Source organism: Prevotella histicola (assembly GCF_055385135.1).
Genome location: NZ_AP043793.1, coordinates 74,449 through 92,509 on the forward strand (window position 1 = coordinate 74,449; position 18,061 = coordinate 92,509).

General features: G+C 42.4%; 15 protein-coding genes and 1 riboswitch. Of the genes, 6 read left to right on the forward strand and 9 right to left on the reverse strand.

What is annotated here, in order from left to right; genetic code table 11:
• Positions 1 to 300 precede the first annotated feature (300 nt).
• Positions 301 to 2,895, forward strand: a complete 2,595-nt coding sequence (clpB, locus tag ACZ48L_RS00275; RefSeq protein ID WP_464721988.1) for an ATP-dependent chaperone ClpB — start codon at positions 301 to 303, stop codon at positions 2,893 to 2,895.
• Positions 2,896 to 3,300: 405 nt separating this feature from the next.
• Here clpB and ACZ48L_RS00280 read toward each other — a convergent pair whose 3' ends face one another.
• From ACZ48L_RS00280 to ACZ48L_RS00290, 3 genes are all read right to left on the reverse strand, one after another.
• Positions 3,301 to 3,939: a flavodoxin gene (locus tag ACZ48L_RS00280; RefSeq protein ID WP_025791596.1), complete on the reverse strand. Its 639-nt coding sequence runs from the start codon at positions 3,937 to 3,939 to the stop codon at positions 3,301 to 3,303.
• A gap of 46 nt (positions 3,940 to 3,985) precedes the next feature.
• On the reverse strand, positions 3,986 to 6,043 hold the full coding sequence (gene ligA / locus ACZ48L_RS00285) for an NAD-dependent DNA ligase LigA (protein ID WP_025791598.1): 2,058 nt from the start codon (positions 6,041 to 6,043) through the stop codon (positions 3,986 to 3,988).
• An 88-nt stretch (positions 6,044 to 6,131) separates the two neighbouring features.
• Positions 6,132 to 6,524: a (deoxy)nucleoside triphosphate pyrophosphohydrolase gene (locus tag ACZ48L_RS00290; RefSeq protein ID WP_025791599.1), complete on the reverse strand. Its 393-nt coding sequence runs from the start codon at positions 6,522 to 6,524 to the stop codon at positions 6,132 to 6,134.
• A gap of 145 nt (positions 6,525 to 6,669) precedes the next feature.
• On the opposite strand from ACZ48L_RS00290, the gene nhaD reads away from it, so the two are divergent.
• Positions 6,670 to 8,055: a sodium:proton antiporter NhaD gene (gene nhaD, locus ACZ48L_RS00295; protein WP_025791600.1), complete on the forward strand. Its 1,386-nt coding sequence runs from the start codon at positions 6,670 to 6,672 to the stop codon at positions 8,053 to 8,055.
• Positions 8,056 to 8,152: 97 nt separating this feature from the next.
• Here nhaD and ACZ48L_RS00300 read toward each other — a convergent pair whose 3' ends face one another.
• Positions 8,153 to 9,217, reverse strand: coding sequence for a YncE family protein (locus tag ACZ48L_RS00300; RefSeq protein WP_025791601.1), 1,065 nt, complete (start codon positions 9,215 to 9,217; stop codon positions 8,153 to 8,155).
• 65 nt (positions 9,218 to 9,282) lie between these two features.
• A complete protein-coding gene (locus ACZ48L_RS00305) occupies positions 9,283 to 11,259 on the reverse strand; it encodes a TonB-dependent receptor plug domain-containing protein (RefSeq protein ID WP_278546884.1) in 1,977 nt (658 codons plus the stop codon).
• A 31-nt stretch (positions 11,260 to 11,290) separates the two neighbouring features.
• Positions 11,291 to 11,483, reverse strand: a riboswitch (cobalamin riboswitch).
• 40 nt (positions 11,484 to 11,523) lie between these two features.
• On the opposite strand from ACZ48L_RS00305, the gene ACZ48L_RS00310 reads away from it, so the two are divergent.
• The gene (locus ACZ48L_RS00310) at positions 11,524 to 11,664 is read left to right on the forward strand and encodes a hypothetical protein (protein WP_199897296.1); all 141 of its coding nucleotides are present in this window, start codon (positions 11,524 to 11,526) and stop codon (positions 11,662 to 11,664) included.
• A gap of 212 nt (positions 11,665 to 11,876) precedes the next feature.
• Here the strand turns inward: ACZ48L_RS00310 and ACZ48L_RS00315 are convergent, their stop codons facing one another.
• From ACZ48L_RS00315 to ACZ48L_RS00325, 3 genes are all read right to left on the reverse strand, one after another.
• Positions 11,877 to 12,449: a GNAT family N-acetyltransferase gene (locus tag ACZ48L_RS00315; RefSeq protein WP_025791602.1), complete on the reverse strand. Its 573-nt coding sequence runs from the start codon at positions 12,447 to 12,449 to the stop codon at positions 11,877 to 11,879.
• 161 nt (positions 12,450 to 12,610) lie between these two features.
• Positions 12,611 to 12,871 (reverse strand): membrane protein, encoded by a 261-nt coding sequence (locus tag ACZ48L_RS00320; RefSeq protein ID WP_025791604.1) that lies wholly within the window; start codon positions 12,869 to 12,871, stop codon positions 12,611 to 12,613.
• Positions 12,872 to 12,924: 53 nt separating this feature from the next.
• On the reverse strand, positions 12,925 to 13,236 hold the full coding sequence (locus tag ACZ48L_RS00325; RefSeq protein ID WP_025791605.1) for a hypothetical protein: 312 nt from the start codon (positions 13,234 to 13,236) through the stop codon (positions 12,925 to 12,927).
• 236 nt (positions 13,237 to 13,472) lie between these two features.
• Here ACZ48L_RS00325 and ACZ48L_RS00330 point away from each other — a divergent pair, with 236 nt between their 5' ends.
• Positions 13,473 to 13,880, forward strand: a complete 408-nt coding sequence (locus ACZ48L_RS00330; protein WP_052341945.1) for a hypothetical protein — start codon at positions 13,473 to 13,475, stop codon at positions 13,878 to 13,880.
• On the opposite strand, the gene ACZ48L_RS00335 is transcribed toward ACZ48L_RS00330, so the two are convergent.
• Positions 13,881 to 16,571, reverse strand: coding sequence for a 3'-5' exonuclease (locus tag ACZ48L_RS00335; protein WP_025791609.1), 2,691 nt, complete (start codon positions 16,569 to 16,571; stop codon positions 13,881 to 13,883). It lies immediately after the preceding gene.
• A 148-nt stretch (positions 16,572 to 16,719) separates the two neighbouring features.
• On the opposite strand from ACZ48L_RS00335, the gene ACZ48L_RS00340 reads away from it, so the two are divergent.
• Together ACZ48L_RS00340 and ACZ48L_RS00345 are read left to right on the forward strand one after the other, a co-directional pair.
• Positions 16,720 to 17,289, forward strand: a complete 570-nt coding sequence (locus ACZ48L_RS00340; RefSeq protein ID WP_081767849.1) for a DNA-3-methyladenine glycosylase I — start codon at positions 16,720 to 16,722, stop codon at positions 17,287 to 17,289.
• 6 nt (positions 17,290 to 17,295) lie between these two features.
• Entirely contained in the window at positions 17,296 to 17,787 is a 492-nt protein-coding gene (locus ACZ48L_RS00345) for a 3'-5' exonuclease (protein WP_025791611.1), read from the forward strand.
• Positions 17,788 to 18,061 lie beyond the last annotated feature (274 nt).

Genomic DNA, 18,061 nt, shown 5'->3' on the forward strand with positions numbered 1-18,061 from the left:
TTTCATTTATTAAGGCTTTTACAACAAAAGGGTCGACAGTTCTTCAAAAACTGTCGACCCTTTTGTTAGTATAGGTTTTCTACGACCTTATTCCACATGACTCCTTACGACTAAAAGGGTATGCTGTCATCCTTATAATGTCTGAGAATCATGGTCAAATATATTGTGGAATGTCACAAATTAAGACATTTTGTCTACCTGAACTGTCATATTGTCGCAAGGCGTTGATGGGTATATAGTTTGATAGAGAGTGGTAAGAAAACAAAATAAGAACAATAAAAGAATAGGAGATTAATATATATGACATTTGATAAGTTTACAATAAAAGCCCAGGAAGCAGTTCAAAGCGCAGTGAATATAGCGCAGCGAAATGGTCAGCAGACTATTGAACCGTTGCACTTATTAGCTGGTGTAATGGACAAAGGTAAGGATGTTGTCTCTTACGTCTTCCAGAAATTAGGCGTCAATATACAGACTATAGAGAGTACTATTGGGAATGAAATAGCGCATTTACCAAAGGTTTCAGGTGGCGGAGAGCCATATTTCTCGTCAGAAAGTAACCAGGTGATGCAGCGTACAATGGATATCTCACAGAAGTTTGGTGACGAATTCGTTAGCATAGAGCCTATGTTGCTTGCTTTATTGGCAGTCAATTCAACTGCAAGTCGTATTTTAAAGGATGCGGGTTGCTCAGAGCAAGAGATGACAGCGGCCATCAATGACTTGCGCCAAGGTCAGAAAGTTCAGACGCAAAGCGGTGATGAGAACTATCAATCATTGGAGAAGTTTGCACGTAACCTGATAGAAGATGCACGTGCAGGAAAGCTTGATCCTGTGATTGGGCGTGATGAAGAGGTTCGTCGTGTGCTGCAGATTCTATCTCGTCGTACGAAGAACAACCCAATTCTTATTGGTGAACCAGGAACTGGTAAGACCGCAATCGTTGAGGGATTGGCTGAGCGTATTGTACGAGGTGATGTTCCAGAGAATCTAAAAGATAAGCAACTCTATTCGCTTGATATGGGTGCACTTTTGGCAGGTGCTAAGTATAAGGGTGAATTTGAGGAACGTTTGAAGAGCGTTATTAATGAAGTGATGAAGTCGGAGGGCAATATTATTCTCTTTATAGACGAGATTCACACACTGGTTGGCGCTGGTGGAGGCGAAGGAGCCATGGATGCTGCTAACATTCTGAAGCCAGCCTTGGCTCGTGGAGAGCTAAGAGCCATTGGTGCAACAACCTTGAACGAGTATCAGAAGTACTTTGAGAAGGATAAAGCATTGGAGCGTCGTTTCCAAACAGTAATGGTTGATGAGCCTGATGAGCTTGATGCTATATCTATTCTGCGTGGATTGAAGGAGCGTTATGAGAACCATCACAAAGTACGTATACAAGATGATGCTTGTATTGCAGCCGTAAAACTCTCTGAACGTTACATATCTGACCGTTTCCTTCCTGATAAAGCCATCGACTTAATGGATGAGGCTGCAGCGAAACTGCGTATGGAGCGTGATTCTGTACCAGAGGAACTGGATGAGATAACACGTCGTTTGAAACAACTTGAGATTGAGCGGGAGGCTATCAAACGCGAGAATGATACAGAGAAAATCAAACAGCTTGACAAGGATATTGCCGACCTCAAGGAACAGGAACATAGCTTCCGAGCAAAGTGGGAAGGCGAACGTGGACTGGTTAACAAGATTCAGCAGGACAAGCAAGAGATTGAAAATCTGAAGTATGAGGCTGACAGAGCTGAGCGTGAAGGTAACTATGAGCGTGTTGCAGAGATTCGGTATTCAAAGCTGAAAGAGTTGCAGGACGATATAAAGAACATTCAGAAGCAATTGCAAGCAACACAGGGTGGAGATGCCATGGTACGTGAGGAAGTTACTGCTGATGACATTGCTGAGGTTGTAAGTCGTTGGACTGGTATCCCTGTTACACGTATGTTGCAAAGTGAAAAGGATAAATTGCTCCATTTGGAGGACGAACTTCATAAACGTGTCATTGGACAGGATGAGGCAATCACTGCTGTAGCTGATGCCGTACGTCGTTCTCGTGCAGGTCTTCAAGATCCAAAGAAACCTATTGCATCATTCATCTTCCTTGGTACAACTGGTACGGGTAAGACGGAGCTTGCTAAGGCTTTGGCTGATTATCTCTTCAATGATGAGTCTATGTTGACGCGTATTGATATGAGTGAATATCAAGAGAAGTTCAGTGTTTCCCGCCTTATCGGTGCACCTCCGGGGTATGTTGGCTATGATGAGGGTGGTCAGTTGACAGAAGCGGTACGCCGTAAACCTTACTCTGTTGTGCTCTTTGATGAGATAGAGAAAGCACATCCTGATGTGTTCAATATCCTTTTACAGGTATTGGATGACGGTAGATTGACAGATAATAAGGGGCGTACGGTGAACTTTAAGAACACAATCATTATCATGACTTCAAACCTTGGTTCACAGTTTATCCAACAGGAGTTCGAGAAACTCAATGATACGAACCGTGAAGAGGTTATCAGTAAGGCTAAGACAACAGTCATGGATATGCTGAAGAAGACTATCCGCCCAGAGTTCCTCAACCGTATTGATGAGACAATTATGTTCTTGCCATTGACGAAGGAGCAGATAGGTGGTGTTGTTCGTTTACAACTTGAGCGTGTGAAAGAGATCTTAAGAGCACAAGGTGTCGACCTTCAGTGGACAGATCCTGCTATTGATTATCTTGCGGAAGTTGGTTATGACCCAGAGTTTGGTGCGCGTCCTGTGAAGAGAGCTATCCAACGTTACGTACTGAATGACCTCAGTAAGTCACTCCTCTCTGGTTCTGTCAACAGCGAGAACCCTGTTATCATTGACTGCTTTGGTGACGGATTGGTATTCAGAAATAAATAAGCTGACAGATTGATAATTCTAAAGCAAACGTAATTTTACGTTAATATAAATGGTAGAAGCCACATCTTTTCTCTGACAAGGGAACTGATGTGGCTTCTTTGTGTAAGCCATGTATGTTACGGTTAAGGATAGATTCTATATGTGTTGCAGCCTAGCACCATTGGAGTTGATGCTCAGCACCTATGGAGTTGTTGGTAAACACCAGTAGTGCGGAAGGCTTAACACTTTGTAAAGGGTTGCGTCTCCTTCACATGAATAGTATACTCTGCCTCTCTTTTGATAGTTATAGGCATATAAAAAAGGTTGAACTCCTGTTTCAGAGTTTAACCTTTACTGTTTCAGAAGGGCTGCCTTTTAATCAGATAACCATATCTCTTCGTTTGCTTATAGATTACTCTTGTCTATTTATTTCTTATATCCCAGTGTCTCTAACCACGCTTTAACCTTACTCATATCTGTACGAACCTCATGTCCATAGAAAGCCTCTGGACTGAGGATATTAGCATCTGGGTAAATCTTCTTTATATCCTGGACAGCGTAACCCAAGCCACTTCCTTCATGTGTTAGGAATGGTATAAGTGTCTTTTTACTGAGGTCATACTGCTTCATGAAAGTAAACATCACCTGGGGATAGCTATGAATCCATACTGGACCACCAAGGAATACAACATCATAATCATCAATATTGTTGACCTTTCCTTTGAACGGAGGATATTCTTTGCCGTATCTTTCCTTTTTCGCAACCTCTACTACTTCCTTGTAAGTCTTAGGATAAGGAGTTTCTCTTACCACTTCAAACTCATCACCACCGGTCACATCTCGAATGTAGTCAGCTACCATCTTTGTGTTGCCAACCTCAATGTTGCCTACGGCATAGTTCTCTCCTGTGTGTGAGAAGAAGACAATGAGGATCTTACTGTGTCCCTTCTTCTCTGCGTTTTTACTGTTCCCATTCGTCTTCTCCTGTGCATAGCCGATGATAGGGTGCATGAAAAGGCAGAGGACTGCCGTAATCATAGTTAGGATTCTTTTTGTTTGTCTCATGATTCTGTATGTTTGATTATTTAAATTCGACGGGTTATGGCTGTTTTTAGAAGAGTGAAGGCTCATTGTTCTCCTCTTTTTTATCTTTGTTTTCAGTATTAGAGAGTGTAAAGCGAGCAATGAATTCATCTTCAGAGATGATAGGAATAGAAAGTTCTTTTGCCTTCTGGTTCTTACCCGAGGTACTTTCCACATCATTATTAATAAGGAAATTAGTGGATTTTGACACAGAGCCAGTGACCTTACCACCCTGACTTTCAATGTAAGCTTTTAGTTCGTTGCGGTTCTTATAGTGGTGTACATCACCTGTAACGACAAACGTCAATCCTTGACAACTGCTACCTGTTGGGGTTGATGATTGTTGACTGATATTTAGTTCGGGCAACAGATTATGTAGCATGGCGTGGTTATCTTCATCCTTCATCCAGCGAACGAAGCTTGTACTTTTCTCTGGTCCAATACCAGCAATGGTAGAGAAGACGTCATCAGAGATACTTTCTGTTGCAGTTTTGATAAGTTCCTCCAACGGATAAGCTGATAACAAACGATTACAAACGTCTTGTCCTATGAGTGGAATGTTGAGAGCAAACAGTAGTCGACGTGCTTCCACATTGCGTGCTTTCTCAATAGCTGTTAGTAGATTGCTGACACTCTTATTCCCAAATCCCTCCATAGTACGCAGTTCAGGAGCATGTTCCTTGAGGTGGAAGAAGTCTGCATATTCACAAACCCATCCTAGGTTTATAAATTTTTGTACAGTTTGTTCAGATAGTCCATCTATATTCACACCTTCCTTTGATACGAAACGACCGAATTTCTTCAGCTGCTTGGCAGGGCAGTGGCTGTTTGTGCAATGTAAAGTACGTGTTCCGCTAACCTCACTTTCAACTACTTCTGTTGCAGAATGGCATACTGGGCATGTTTCAGGAATGTGGAATATTCCTATTCGTTCTATTACATTGATAACCTTTGGGATGATTTTATTAGCTTTGATAACGGCAATCTTTGTTCCCTTATCACCAATGCCCAATCGTTCACACTCGGAGATATTACAGAGAGAAGCACGCTTGACAGTAGTTCCTTCCAGTTCTACAGGACGAAATACGGCGACAGGTGAGATTGTTGATGCTGCACATGACCATTCAACATGGTCTAATTCTGTTTCAGCACTCTCATCTCGCCACTTAAAAGCATAGCCAGCGCGTGTAGCATGATGCCCCGTAACAGAGCCTGTTGCTGCATATGCAGTGTCGTCGTATGTGATGACTAATCCGTCAACAGGGTAGGGGAATCTGACTATTTTATGGTTTGAGTCCGATGAATGGGAAGTTTGTTCGCCTGTAACACGTTCTGTCCAGAGGTTGATTACAGATTGTATGTTTGCCGCATTAGGTTGTTCTATACATTCTCTGTCAACAGGTTTAAAGCCTTGATGTTCGAGCCATGCCATCCGCTCTCCCCATGAAATAATCTCTTCCTCAACATAAACAAGTGTGAAAGGTATCCAACGTAGATGACGTTCTTTAACCTCATTGATATCCTTCAGTGTCAAAGAACCTGATGCAAGGTTACGAGGATTGGCATACTCTTCTTCTGACTCCATGTTGAATTGCTCGAAATCAGGATAGCTAATGACCGCTTCCCCACGGATAACGAGATGTCCCTTATATTTAATGGTGGGGAGAATGCCGTCAATGGCAGGAGCTAAGCGAGTGATATTCGTACCTATATGCCCGTTGCCACGTGTGACAACCTTGGTCAGCTTACCATTATCATATGTGGCGACCAGTGTCAATCCATCTAATTTCCATGAAAGCCAGATAGGCCTTCCTTCTGCCCATTTAGCCAGATCAGCTACTTTCTTGGTCTTAGCCAGTGACAGAGCGGGGAACTCATGTTCCTCTTTCTGACCAGCAACATCATCGGCAGAGACATTCTGCGTTGGTGAATCTGCCAGTACAATGCCCGTTTCTTCTTCTAATTTCTTAAGCTTGTCAAAGGCAGCATCCCATTCGTAATCAGTCATGAGTTCTTCACGACCATTATAATACGCATCTGACGCAGCATTGAGCTGGTTGACTAAATTCTGTATTTCTTCGTTCATTGTTTCAGAAAAGGGAAAATCATGGCTCTTATAAAGAGCTGAGATATTATATTATATAATGGATGTTTGTAATCCAGGATGGTGTGAACTACCATATTAGCTTGATGAGTTCTGCATCAGCGGCAGCCCAGTTAAGTTGTGGAAAATCATCAGGTTTCAGCCAACAGACATCAATGTGTGCAAAAAGTTTGAAGTTCTTATCGTGTGCAGTACAACTATATGCTGTAAGATGGATAAAGAAGTCAGGGTATTCATACTCCATTTCTGCAAGCTGAGGACCAACTTGTATCTTCCAATCCATTTCCTCAAGAATCTCACGTTGCAGAGCTTTTTGTTTGCTTTCGTCAGCTTCAACCTTTCCACCGGGGAACTCCCAATGCTCTGAAATGTAGTCTGGTCCTTTGCGAAGTCTTTGTGTGCATAGGACTTTCTCACCATCTTTGATGATTGCACATACAACCTTTATGTGTGGCTTGTTCATGTTTAAACTCTTAGTTTTGGCACAAATGTACTACAAATTTGCTGAATGTAAGCTTTTTATCCCAATTAATTCTTATTCTATCTATGTTAACTCATATCTTTTGTTTACCTTTGTGCACTATAAAATAAATCGAAACTATAAAATAATGTCTACACTAACAATTGGAATTATCGTCGTCTTCGTCTTGGGCTATGCTTTTATAGCTATGGAGAGTTTGATAAAAATCAATAAGGCTGCAATAGCTTTGTTGATGTTTGTGTTCTGCTGGGTTCTTTATATGGTAGACCCCGCACCGTTTGTACAACTTATGCACCCCGATTTTAAGGGGACAGGTGAGCAAGTATTATCGTTTGTGAACTCGTTAATCACCGAGCATCTCGGCGATACAGCAACGACACTCTTCTTCCTTATGGGAGCTATGACTATCGTGGAGATTGTTGATCAAAATGGTGGTTTCAACTGGGTAAAGAACGTAATGCATTCTAAGACAAAGCGAAGTCTACTGTGGAAGATTGCATTTATGACTTTCTTCTTGTCAGCTATCTTGGATAATCTAACAACAAGTATAGTGATGGTAATGATTCTTCGTAAGCTTGTCCATGATAAGAAAGACCGAATGATATATGCTTCGTTGGTAATCATTGCAGCAAACTCTGGTGGTGCATTCTCTCCAATAGGTGATGTTACAACCATTATGCTGTGGAATGCTGGTATGATAACAGCAGGTGGTGTCATCAGCGAGATCTTCATACCGTCTTTGTTGTCCATGATTATCCCTGCTCTTCTGCTTCAGACAGTTTTGAAAGGGAATATTGAGTATGATGATATGGGGACCGACTTAATGGGTGATACGGTTGTTCTAGAATTCACAGCCCTACAGCGTAAGCTTATATTTGCTATTGGTGTTGGTGGTCTGTGCTTTGTTCCGCTCTTCCATTATCTGACGGAACTTCCTCCATTTGTAGGAATCTTGTTGGTATTAGGAATCTTATGGTCAGTTACCGAACTATTCTATCGCCATATGCATAGGAGGAGAGGAGATAATATTCAGTTCTCAAAGCGTGTTTCTAACTTACTGAGTCGTATCGACATGTCAACGATTCTCTTCTTCCTTGGTATTCTTATGGCTGTTGCCTGCCTTGAGGAAGTTGGAGTATTACATGAACTTGGTGGCGGACTGAACAGTTTCTTTAAAGGTAATCATTATGCTGTAACAGGAATAATCGGAGTGCTTTCCTCTATAGTAGACAATGTTCCTCTTGTTGCAGGTAGCATGGGTATGTATCCGGTTCAGGCAACAGGCGACATGGCAGTAGATGGTATCTTCTGGCAGCTCTTGGCTTATTGCGCTGGTGTAGGTGGTTCCATCCTTATCATTGGTTCCGCAGCTGGAGTTGTCGTAATGGGACTGGAGAAGATAACCTTTGGTTGGTATATGAAGAAGATTTCGTGGTTAGCTTTCTTGGGTTACCTCTGCGGTATCCTTTTTTATTGGGTTATCCGTACGTTTATCTTCACAACTCCGTTGTAACATTTAGCAGTATAAAAAGGCTTATACGAGTTTTACATAATATAAGAACCGGGTGACTCCAATATTTGGAATCACCCGGTTTTGTTATTGTACTTGTTTAGTTGGCAAAGCGTACATTCTGTGCACTCATTCCAACGATGATGTTACCCTGGATAAGCTTGCCCTCTGGTGAATAGTAGAAGACCTCGCTTGGAGAATTATAATCTGGAGTGTCTATAACATAGATGTTACCCCACTTGTCAACATTAACTTGTTGAGGACTGTGAAGCCCTGTCGTATCGAGATTAGTCTTCTGACCTGTAGCTAAGTCATAGAAGAAGAAACTCTTATCATCGCTTCCGTAAGGAGCATAGAGGCAGACAAGCGCATTCTTCTTAGCACTGTATGCAATGGCAGTAGCATTAAAGAGTTGTGTCACTTTGTTGGTCTTTGTGTCAATCTTCTGTACTAATGGCTTCTCTGTATAATCAAACATAGACACGATAAACACGTCATTACCGGCAGCAATGTTCTGATTGTAAGGATTAAGCCCAACCTCAATATTCTTTGGATTACGGAATGTGTTGAGGTCTACTACTGCTAAGTACTTACCAGTGTTTGCTATACTACGGTTTGAAAGGTTTGCATATAGCTTACCATTCGTAATTGATATTGCCTCTGGGTGGTCACCCACAACAACAGAGTCGACCAGTGGCTTCACTTTGTCGTTAGGATTCATCTTATATACTTTACCGCTATAGGCAGAGAAGTAAACATACTTGCCATCTGTAGCCAAGTAACGTGGCTCAACGTTGTGGAGCTTAATGGTCTGTTCAACTTTCCCTTGTCGGTTCAAAACTTCTATTTTTGATGATGTCGTACAAGCAACAACTACTTTATCATGGAATACGATTAAGTCTTGTGCATCACCGATACCAATACCATTCTGTGCCTTATAAGCATCTTGGAATACGAAAGGTGCTGTTGGACGAGCTTGAATATTGTAATCAAGAATACCAACAGTACCATTGTTTGCGCCCCAGTTACCGGCACAAGAAACATAGACGTCTGTGGTTGATACCTCTGGTTGTTTACCAACATTAATGTCGTCATCATCGCTACAAGCGGTGAAAGTGAGCGCAGACATGAGGATAATGCCTAACGCAAGTAGATTCTTTTTCATTGTCTTCATTGTTTTGTTTATAATTAATTTTGGTTTAATCCTTTTATTGTGGTTATGTTTCTTGCTTAAAGTTCCCAGCTTACAGACAGTCGCCAGTTGGTGCCTGGCATTGGATAGAAACGTACGACCTCATAGTTCTTATTGCCAAGATTGCGCGCATCAAACTGTACTCGTAATTGCTGCTTATTGAGTTTGAACTCCCGCGAGAGCGTTATGCTATGGTCAGTAAATGGTTTCATACGATTGTCTGGAATGTTATAACTCAGCGTATATCGTTCGCCCATGAACAAAACATTATAACTGAAATCGAGCCAAGGAGTATGTAGTAAGACGCTTGCTGAACCCGAATGGCGTGGGGTATAAGCTATCTGATTACAATAATAGACGGCTGTTGGGTTGCTGATATCAGTTGCCTTCATCAGACTATAGCTACCTGTCGCACTCACGGACCAATCATTACCCCATTTCTTCTCAATGTTTGCTGATACATCCAGCCCTAATTGGCGCACCTTCCCAGCGTTCATCATCTGCCAATAGAACATCTTTGGTACCGCAATAATCTTATCGGTGACGTTGCCGAAATACCCATCAGCGGTCAAGGAAAGCTGGAGTGTACGATTAAAGGTGTGCGAGTAAGTGGCACCAAGGTTCCACATGCGTGACTTCTCTGGGTTCAGATGGCGGTTACCAATACCCGTATAATAAAGTTCATTGAGTGTTGGAGTACGGAAAATGTCCTTATATCCAAAGCGGAGGCGGAAGTCTTGCAGGCAACGCCACTGCATACTGAAGGCAGGCGACAGTCTGTGAAATCCGTTCGAAGCGTTCCCTTGTTTTACACGTTCGTAGATATTCGTTGCGAGAAGAGATGCATTGATACTGAAAGAACCTATCTGATAGTTGGCTGCTAAGGCTGTCCACAGTGAGTTGCGGGTTGGGTTAGCAGCTTTCGGCAGCGTCATGGATAGATGGTTATGCGCATAATCCTGTGCGAAAGAAAGGTTTAATCCCTGCAACGGATTTGTCCACAGCGTCGCTGTTAGGTAAGTCTCGTTCTGTCGGTAGGTGTCTTCTTTATATCCACTGGCAGGTATATCAGAGTAGCGTGACCAAACGTAATTCCATTTAGCAGCCGCTTTCATCTTGATACGATTGCTAAATAGGTTCTCATAGAGCATTTGTGTAAAGACATTCTTATCTTTCAGACGTTCTGCAGAGTAAGTGTTGTCATAGATGACAGCCCCTGGCAATCCTCTGTTTGACGTGAAGCCGTAAGCCTTCCACTGCAATGTCTGCTTATCCGTGAGCTGATAGCTCATGTTCAGTTCGCCTCGCCATGTTTTTATGTCACTGTTGTTTCTACGCTCATGGATGGTCTTGATACCATTCTTTAGCGTGAACCAGTAAACTCCGTCAGCCCTTTCGTAGCTTGTGTATGCGCCAATCCCCAAACGTGAGAGCTGTTGATGATAAAGTAGGGAGGGTGCAAAGAGACCATAGCTACCCGTGCGCAGCGACGTTGTGAGGTGTGGCTTGCGGTCGGATACGCCTTGTAACGTACTGATATTGATGAGTCCTGCCGAGGTATAAGCCTTTGCACTCTGATAGATATTGTCTTCTTGTCCAATCTGCAAACTGACGAGTGAGACGTTGTCAAGCGTGAAGCGGGAGAGATCTACCTGTCCACTCTGGCAGTCGCCCACCTGTACTCCATCATACGTGACGCCCGTGTGTCCAGCCCCTAAGCCTCGAATATTAACCGTCTTCATACCGCCTACACCGCCATAGTCCTTCACCTGTACACCAGCAAACCGTTTCAGCGCATCGCCCATGTCGTGGATGCCGAGACGCTCCATATCCGTGTGTGACAGTGTCTGTATCGGTGTACTTGCCAATACATTCCTAGGAATACGGAAGCCTTTAACCACAACCTCGTCTATTGTCTGTGTGGAATCATTGGTTATGGTTTGTGCTGCCATACTCAAAGGACATAACAACAGTAAGAAAGAAGCCAGTTGCCTCATCTTCTTATAATGTATCATAATGGTTCTATGCAGTGCCTTTCCTCGAGGGATGCAATGACTTGCAATGGCAGGTCTTCTGACTTGTTATCCAAAAGAAGGTAAACGCCTTCCCAATCATTCGCTATCAGTGGCTTATGTTTACCTGTGACAGACAACTTACAGCTGCGGGACAGTAGCGGAATCTCACCGTTTTCCCTTTTTAATCATGTAATGTTAATGAACCTATTGCGCGTGCAAAGATACTATAAAGGGGAGAGATAGGCAAATAAATAAGGTGATTTCATGGTTGTTCTGATATTTGTGACAGGCTCGTCCAGTCTTTCTCACCTGTTTGCGAATCGTGTTCCACCTGTTCCAGCATTCTTTATCACCCGTTCTCCATTCCTTTCTCACGTGTTGCGCATCATTGACACACGTATATAAAGTTAGTCTCATCATGATGAGACACAAGTTTCACCATGGTGACACAATAGTTTCACCATGGTGAAAATAAGAAAAGATACGGAACTCAAAGATGTAAGACGCATGAGAAAGGAATGGAGAACGGGTGAGAAAGAATTCGGAAACCTATTAGACAAAAAGCGCAAACAGGGTTCTAAACATATAGTCTCAAGGTTTGAAACAAAGAGGGACGCTTATGAGTTATGTTTCTGTAGATGTCGCATTGGGTGTCCGCCCCATGTGTTCTCACCTACAAACGTGAAGCCTATGCGCTTGTAGAGGCGCTCGGCTTGCGGGTTGCCAGTGTCTACTAATAGTCCTGTTGGTAGGTTCATGCGTTGTCCCTTCTCGATAGTAGCACGGAGAAGTTGTGTTGCAATGCCTCGACCTCTATGGTTGTTGCTGACGCAGAGAGAGTCGATATAAAGTTCACCAGCGGTCGTCTCGTCTTCCATGTTAGAAAAGTCTCTACCGAAAGTCTGCTTTGCCCCGTCTATAAATTCTTGGCGTAATTCGTGGAGCTTAGCCCCATCATAGCTTACGCATACGCCCGCTATTTCGTTGTTCTCCGTCATAGCTACCAGTGTGTTACGATAGGAATATTGCGAATCCTCTCGTTCAACTAATAGAGTCATCAACTGATGGAACTCATCTAACGTATGTTCTGGTCCTGCAAACCACTGGCAGCACTCGTGGTTCATTGCCTCCATAATCATTCGTGCTATCACTGCCGCCTGTTCTTTTCGTGCTTCTGTAATTTTAATCATGGTGCAAAGATACGGAGAGAATATGGTATTTTATGGTTCTACTTGTATTATTCTTTGGCATTTATCATCGTTTCTCATAGTCATTCCTAACGTGTATAAACGCAATTACCCTCTCTAATCATGTGATTAGAGAGGGTAATATGTTTAGCTTTTACCTTGCTTTATAGTGCTGTGAATGCTGCTACGAAACCAAAGATGATACCAGGTGTGTTGGCAATAGCCAATGGCCAATCGCGTTTCTCCTTGAATAGTCCGTATGCAACCCACAAGGTGCAGTTGATACCTGCCATGAATGGCTGAATGAAGGTGCCCTTGTGTCCTGCGAGGTTATTCTCTATTTGTGGGAAATAGAAGATATACATTAATACTGATGTTATCATACCAACCCATCCCATTGAGGTGAAGAACTTTTCTTTTGTCATAATCGTAAGTCTATAAATGTAATATACCTATTGTTTGTTATCTCTGTGCGTTATTAATTGTTATATCTGTCGTAAGCGGATTCGTCTTTACCAATGCAGAGGAGGATTAGCATCATCAACAATGGTGTACCTAGTATGCTGAAGAAAATCCATAGTGCTACGCTTCTGTTTCTCTTGCGTGCCATGATTGCAACGAAGAAGTACCAGATAAAATAAAGTACTGCAAATATGATGAACGTAATGAGGGAGATAGTTCCTCCTAAAAGGCTTGACACTGCGTCTTGTGCGCCTGCGTTGTTAGTAGCAAAGACTGACATTACCGTTAGCATTGCCAAGCCCGTTGTGATTAATCTCTTTGATTTCATTATCCTAATAATATAATTGTTATTGGTGGCAAAGGTAATGCTTTTTAATTAAAACATATCTAAAGGCGCGATAGAAAAGACATTCTTTAATAGTGATAGATAGTACAATAACTTATTATAAGGTTGCAAGTTTACAATGATTTTAGTATGTTTGCAACCGATAATGTACTTTGCTTATGCGTACCATCTTTTATATACATAACATAAGGAGACTTATAGCGATCCTCGCTGTGACGATGATCATTCATATTGTATTGCTGTTCTTGCGAGCCTGTAACGAAGGAAGTAACTTTCATTTGGATGTTGATAAGCAAGCTTTCATAGTAGATAATGGTGGTGTATGTGGGTTAGGGCTGTATGTAGAAGGTGATAGCGTAGAGGATAATTTCATTGTTATTGATAAACAATCTTATGTGGGCTGGGCTCGTGGTGAAGCTTCTATACTTTATATAAACCATCTTCCATCTAGTTGTAGGATAGTCCGAGATGATGATACTCTCAGAATGCAACGGCTTCCTTTGCGCCCCAATACTACTTATTATATCAGCCGTAGTGGTGGCTGTCAGCGATTATGCCCAATATGTATAAGGGTTGATAAGAATGGAAAAGTGTATGAATCTGCGATCAACTCTAACAATTGGTGACTAATTAAACCTCTTCTGTATCGCATCCATAAATGGTGTCAATTCACGGTTATGTACGCGACCATAGCGGTCAATCATTTGTAGAGAATAGGCAATGTAGAGACGGCGCTTGGCACGTGACATAGCTACATAGAATTTGCGAGCATCTTCTTCGTCTTGCTTTTTACTCTTGTTGAAGGCGTTGGGATAACGTCCGTCGGCTGCATCAAAGACAATAACGTTGTCAAACTCTAGTCCCTTTGCTTTATGCACTGTCGTTACATAAACACGCTCACGGATACTCTTACTATTGCAGAAATCAGCTTCTTTCAGTGTGTTGATATCCATAATATATTGGGAGAGTTGCTGAACAAGTGCATTTTCTATTGCATTGTCCGTCAGCATATCTATGCGCAGATAACGCAAAACGTAATCTAACCGAGGAATCTCATTGATTAATCCATCTGCATGCAAGGCGTTGTAAGCAGACGATAACTCCTGAACGAGGGCGAGTTCTTCGTTCGTAGCTAATACATAAAGATGTTGGACACCATTCAAATAAAGTTCTCCATAGTTGTTGCGAAGGGTATTTATGAATGGTCTTACCTTTGGATGTTGGAGAAAAGACAGTTGCTGTGGTTGCTTCTCACGTGCCTTTTCGGCACAAAGACGGACGAGGCTCACCGTTGCTCCCACGTCATCAATAGCCTGATGACTATTCTTTCCTGTCAGTTGAAACTTCTCTAAGAGTGATTCTAACTTATAAGAATGAAGGCTTGGTGAGAGAAGTCGTATCAGTTTTAGCGAGTCGAAACATGGGTTCTTGTGGGCTTTCAGTGTGTCGTTGCAATATCTTTGCAGACAATTATCAATGATATTGTAATCGTAATTGGCGTTATGTCCGAGGATAGGACGTGTTCCAATGTAGGCAAGAAAGCGTTGCAAAGCTTCTTGCGGAGTGATTAGTTCCTCTGCAGAGAGCTTCTCATGATAGATAGCATACATAGGATTGTCTTTGTCTCCCAGCTTTGGTAAGATAGGCTTGTCAGTCTTTATATAAAGGTCGAGCGGCTCCCCAACTATTTCCCCACCTTTAATCTTCATGGCTGCAATCTCTATAATGTCATCAGCAAATACGTTTAAGCCTGTTGTTTCAGTATCGAATACAACCATTTCTTCTTCATCGTAAGCTTTAAGAAATTCTGCTGTGTAGCATGTATCAGGATAAAGAAGGAAGTCGGAAGGCGAAAGAGCGAGTTGCTTCAGTTTCCAATTGAAGCGTCGTGCCAAAGCATGTGAAGGAAAAGCACGCACACCTTTCATTATACGTGTCCATGCAATAGAGTTATGTTCGTTGGCAAGAATACTGAGATGAGACAGTAAGAGCTTAACATCGGGTGTATCAAAGAGGTCGCGGCCAGATACCTTAAAGTGTGTCAGTCCTACTTTGTCCATTGTCTCGCTAATATGATCTGCATCTGAATTAGAACTGACTATCACTGCCGTTCGTTCTTCTTTGTTTTGTTCATAAAGGTTACGAGCTACATCTGTAACCTCTTGTCGTTCCGAGTCAATCGTACTACTATGGATAATTCGTAAATCTTCGGGCTTAGCTTTCACATCATTGTCAGATGCAGGAAGCAACTCACGGTCTATCTTCAGTTGTTTTTCTGCGTAATCGTTAAAGACATCAAGCAGGTACTTTGGTGAACGATGGTTTCGTTGCAGGTGATGAATATTGCCCTTACACCGCATCTTGAGCAGTGTGAGAGTCTCCACTTTGGCACCCATAAAAGAGAATATTGCTTGTTGTTCGTCTCCCAGATACATCACCATAGGATTATCTTTGGCAGTGAGCAGGTCAATGATAGCAAGCTGCATACCATTGAGGTCTTGCACTTCATCTACCTGAATCCACTTATAACGCTTACATGTATCATCGGTACTGTAGATGTCATAAGTCTTTAGTAACAAGTCTTCGAAGTCGAGCAGATGGTTCTCTTCTTTGTATTGAGCATAACATCCAGCATAATACATCTTCCAAAGCAACACACGAATCCTATCGGCAGTCTTTGCATCAAGTCCTGGCACATTGGCTTCGTCCATGTATTGCTGTGCATGATGATAGATGTCAATCACAGCTTGTTCGTTATATTCTCTCTTCTGCGACTTACATATCTGCTTGATAGCCTCTCGGTCATCGTCCGTGAAACTCTCTGGGTGGAGGTAATACTTCCACGGATGCTGGTGTTCCATCTGATAAATGAAGTGCTGGAAGAAGATAATCGTCTGATAACCCTTATATCTATTGAAGTCTCTTGTTACTCCTTCCTCATCTTCGTTACGATAGTCAGCAATGATACTCACGGCTTCCTCATCGTCAATAATAGCGGAGTCTGCTGGAATCTTGTCTTCCTCGAAAAGGAACTTAGAGCAGAACCGATGTACATTACCCACCATCAGCTCAGTGCTATCGCCTCCAACAACCTTCTGAATACGATTCGTCATCTCCCTTGCGGCACGGTTTGTGAACGTAAGACAGAGCATATCCTCGTATCTCACACCCTTTTCTCTCGCATATCTTATTCTCTCTGCCAGTATATGTGTCTTACCACATCCTGGTGAAGCCAGTACAAGATGGTACCCGTGGCTTGCCTCTACTACGGGTATTTGATACTTATCTAATAACGTAAACGAATTGTTGGGTTCCATAGGTTCTTATCTTTATGGGCGTTAGAAGCCCTTTGCAAAAGTAAGAAAAAGATTGGAAATAGCATGCAGGCAGCTTATGGAATAAGAATAAAATGGTATCTTTGCAGGCGAACTTAAGGATTAGATGCTTTGCTTAAGTGCTTAATGAATGATGGAAAAGAACAGATGTGCATGGGCAGACACAGACCCATTGCTGCAGAAGTATCACGATGAAGAGTGGGGCAGACCCGTTCATGATGATCGCAAACACTATATGTATTTGCTGATGGAGGCGATGTCATGTGGTTTGTCATGGCTATTAATGTTGAAGAAGCAGGAAGTCTTTCGGGTGTGCTTTGCTGACTTTGATTACAACAAGGTAGCAACCTTCACAGATGAAGATGCCTGTTGTATAGCGGCGGAGGATGGAATGATACATAGCGAGCGGAAAGTAAAGGCAATGATAGCGAATGCTCGTGCGTTCTGTAAGGTGCGTGAAGAGTTTGGAACATTCGATAAATATATCTGGAGCTTTACCAATGGTCAGACAATGGTCTATCCTGAACATCAGAAAGAACCGTGTGTACGCAATGAACTGAGTGATTGTGTGGCTAAAGATATGAAGCGGCGAGGCTTTAAGTATGTTGGTTCGGTGATAGTCTATAGCCATCTGCAAGGAATCGGTGTCATCAACGACCATCAGCACAACTGCTTCCTTTATAACCCTAATTTAAAATAGGAGACAATGCAGGACTTTGCAGCAATTGATTTCGAGACAGCCAACTTCGAACGGAGTAGTGTCTGTTCCGTGGGCATTGTGATTGTAAGAGGTGGTGAGATTGTGGATAGTTTCTATTCTCTCATACAGCCCGAACCGAATTATTACCAATGGCGTTGTACGCAGGTTCATGGTCTTACGCGTGAAGATACGGATGAAGCACCAGTGTTTAGTGAGGTATGGAAGCAGATAGAGCCATTGGTTGAAGGCTTACCATTGGTGGCACATAACGCCCCATTCGATAAAGGATGCCTGCGAGCATGCCTTATGACTTATCAAATGGATTACCTCGACTATGAGTTCTTCGATACGTTGAAAGCGGCACGACGTATTCTTCCTCATCTCCCGAATCACCAACTACAGACCGTTGCAGCTGCATGTGGTTACGATTTAACCAATCATCATCACGCCCTTGCTGATGCGGAGGCATGCGCTTGGATAGCCAAGGAAATATTGTAAGATATTGGCCGTCGCTCGTTGAAACTCATACCTTATAAAAACGAAACACACACATTGCTTATCTTAGAATATAGACAGGGAAAACGAAATGTATATGTGTTGCATTTCATTTTCCCTGCTTTTCTTTTGCTTTTATACGGACTTTGTATTATCTTTGTGCGTATCTAATCGTATTATCTAAGTGTGATAATTAATTATCTAAGCGTGATAATACTTTATCTAAGTCTGATAATACTTTATCACGCTTAGATAATATGAAAAGATACGTGTTCCA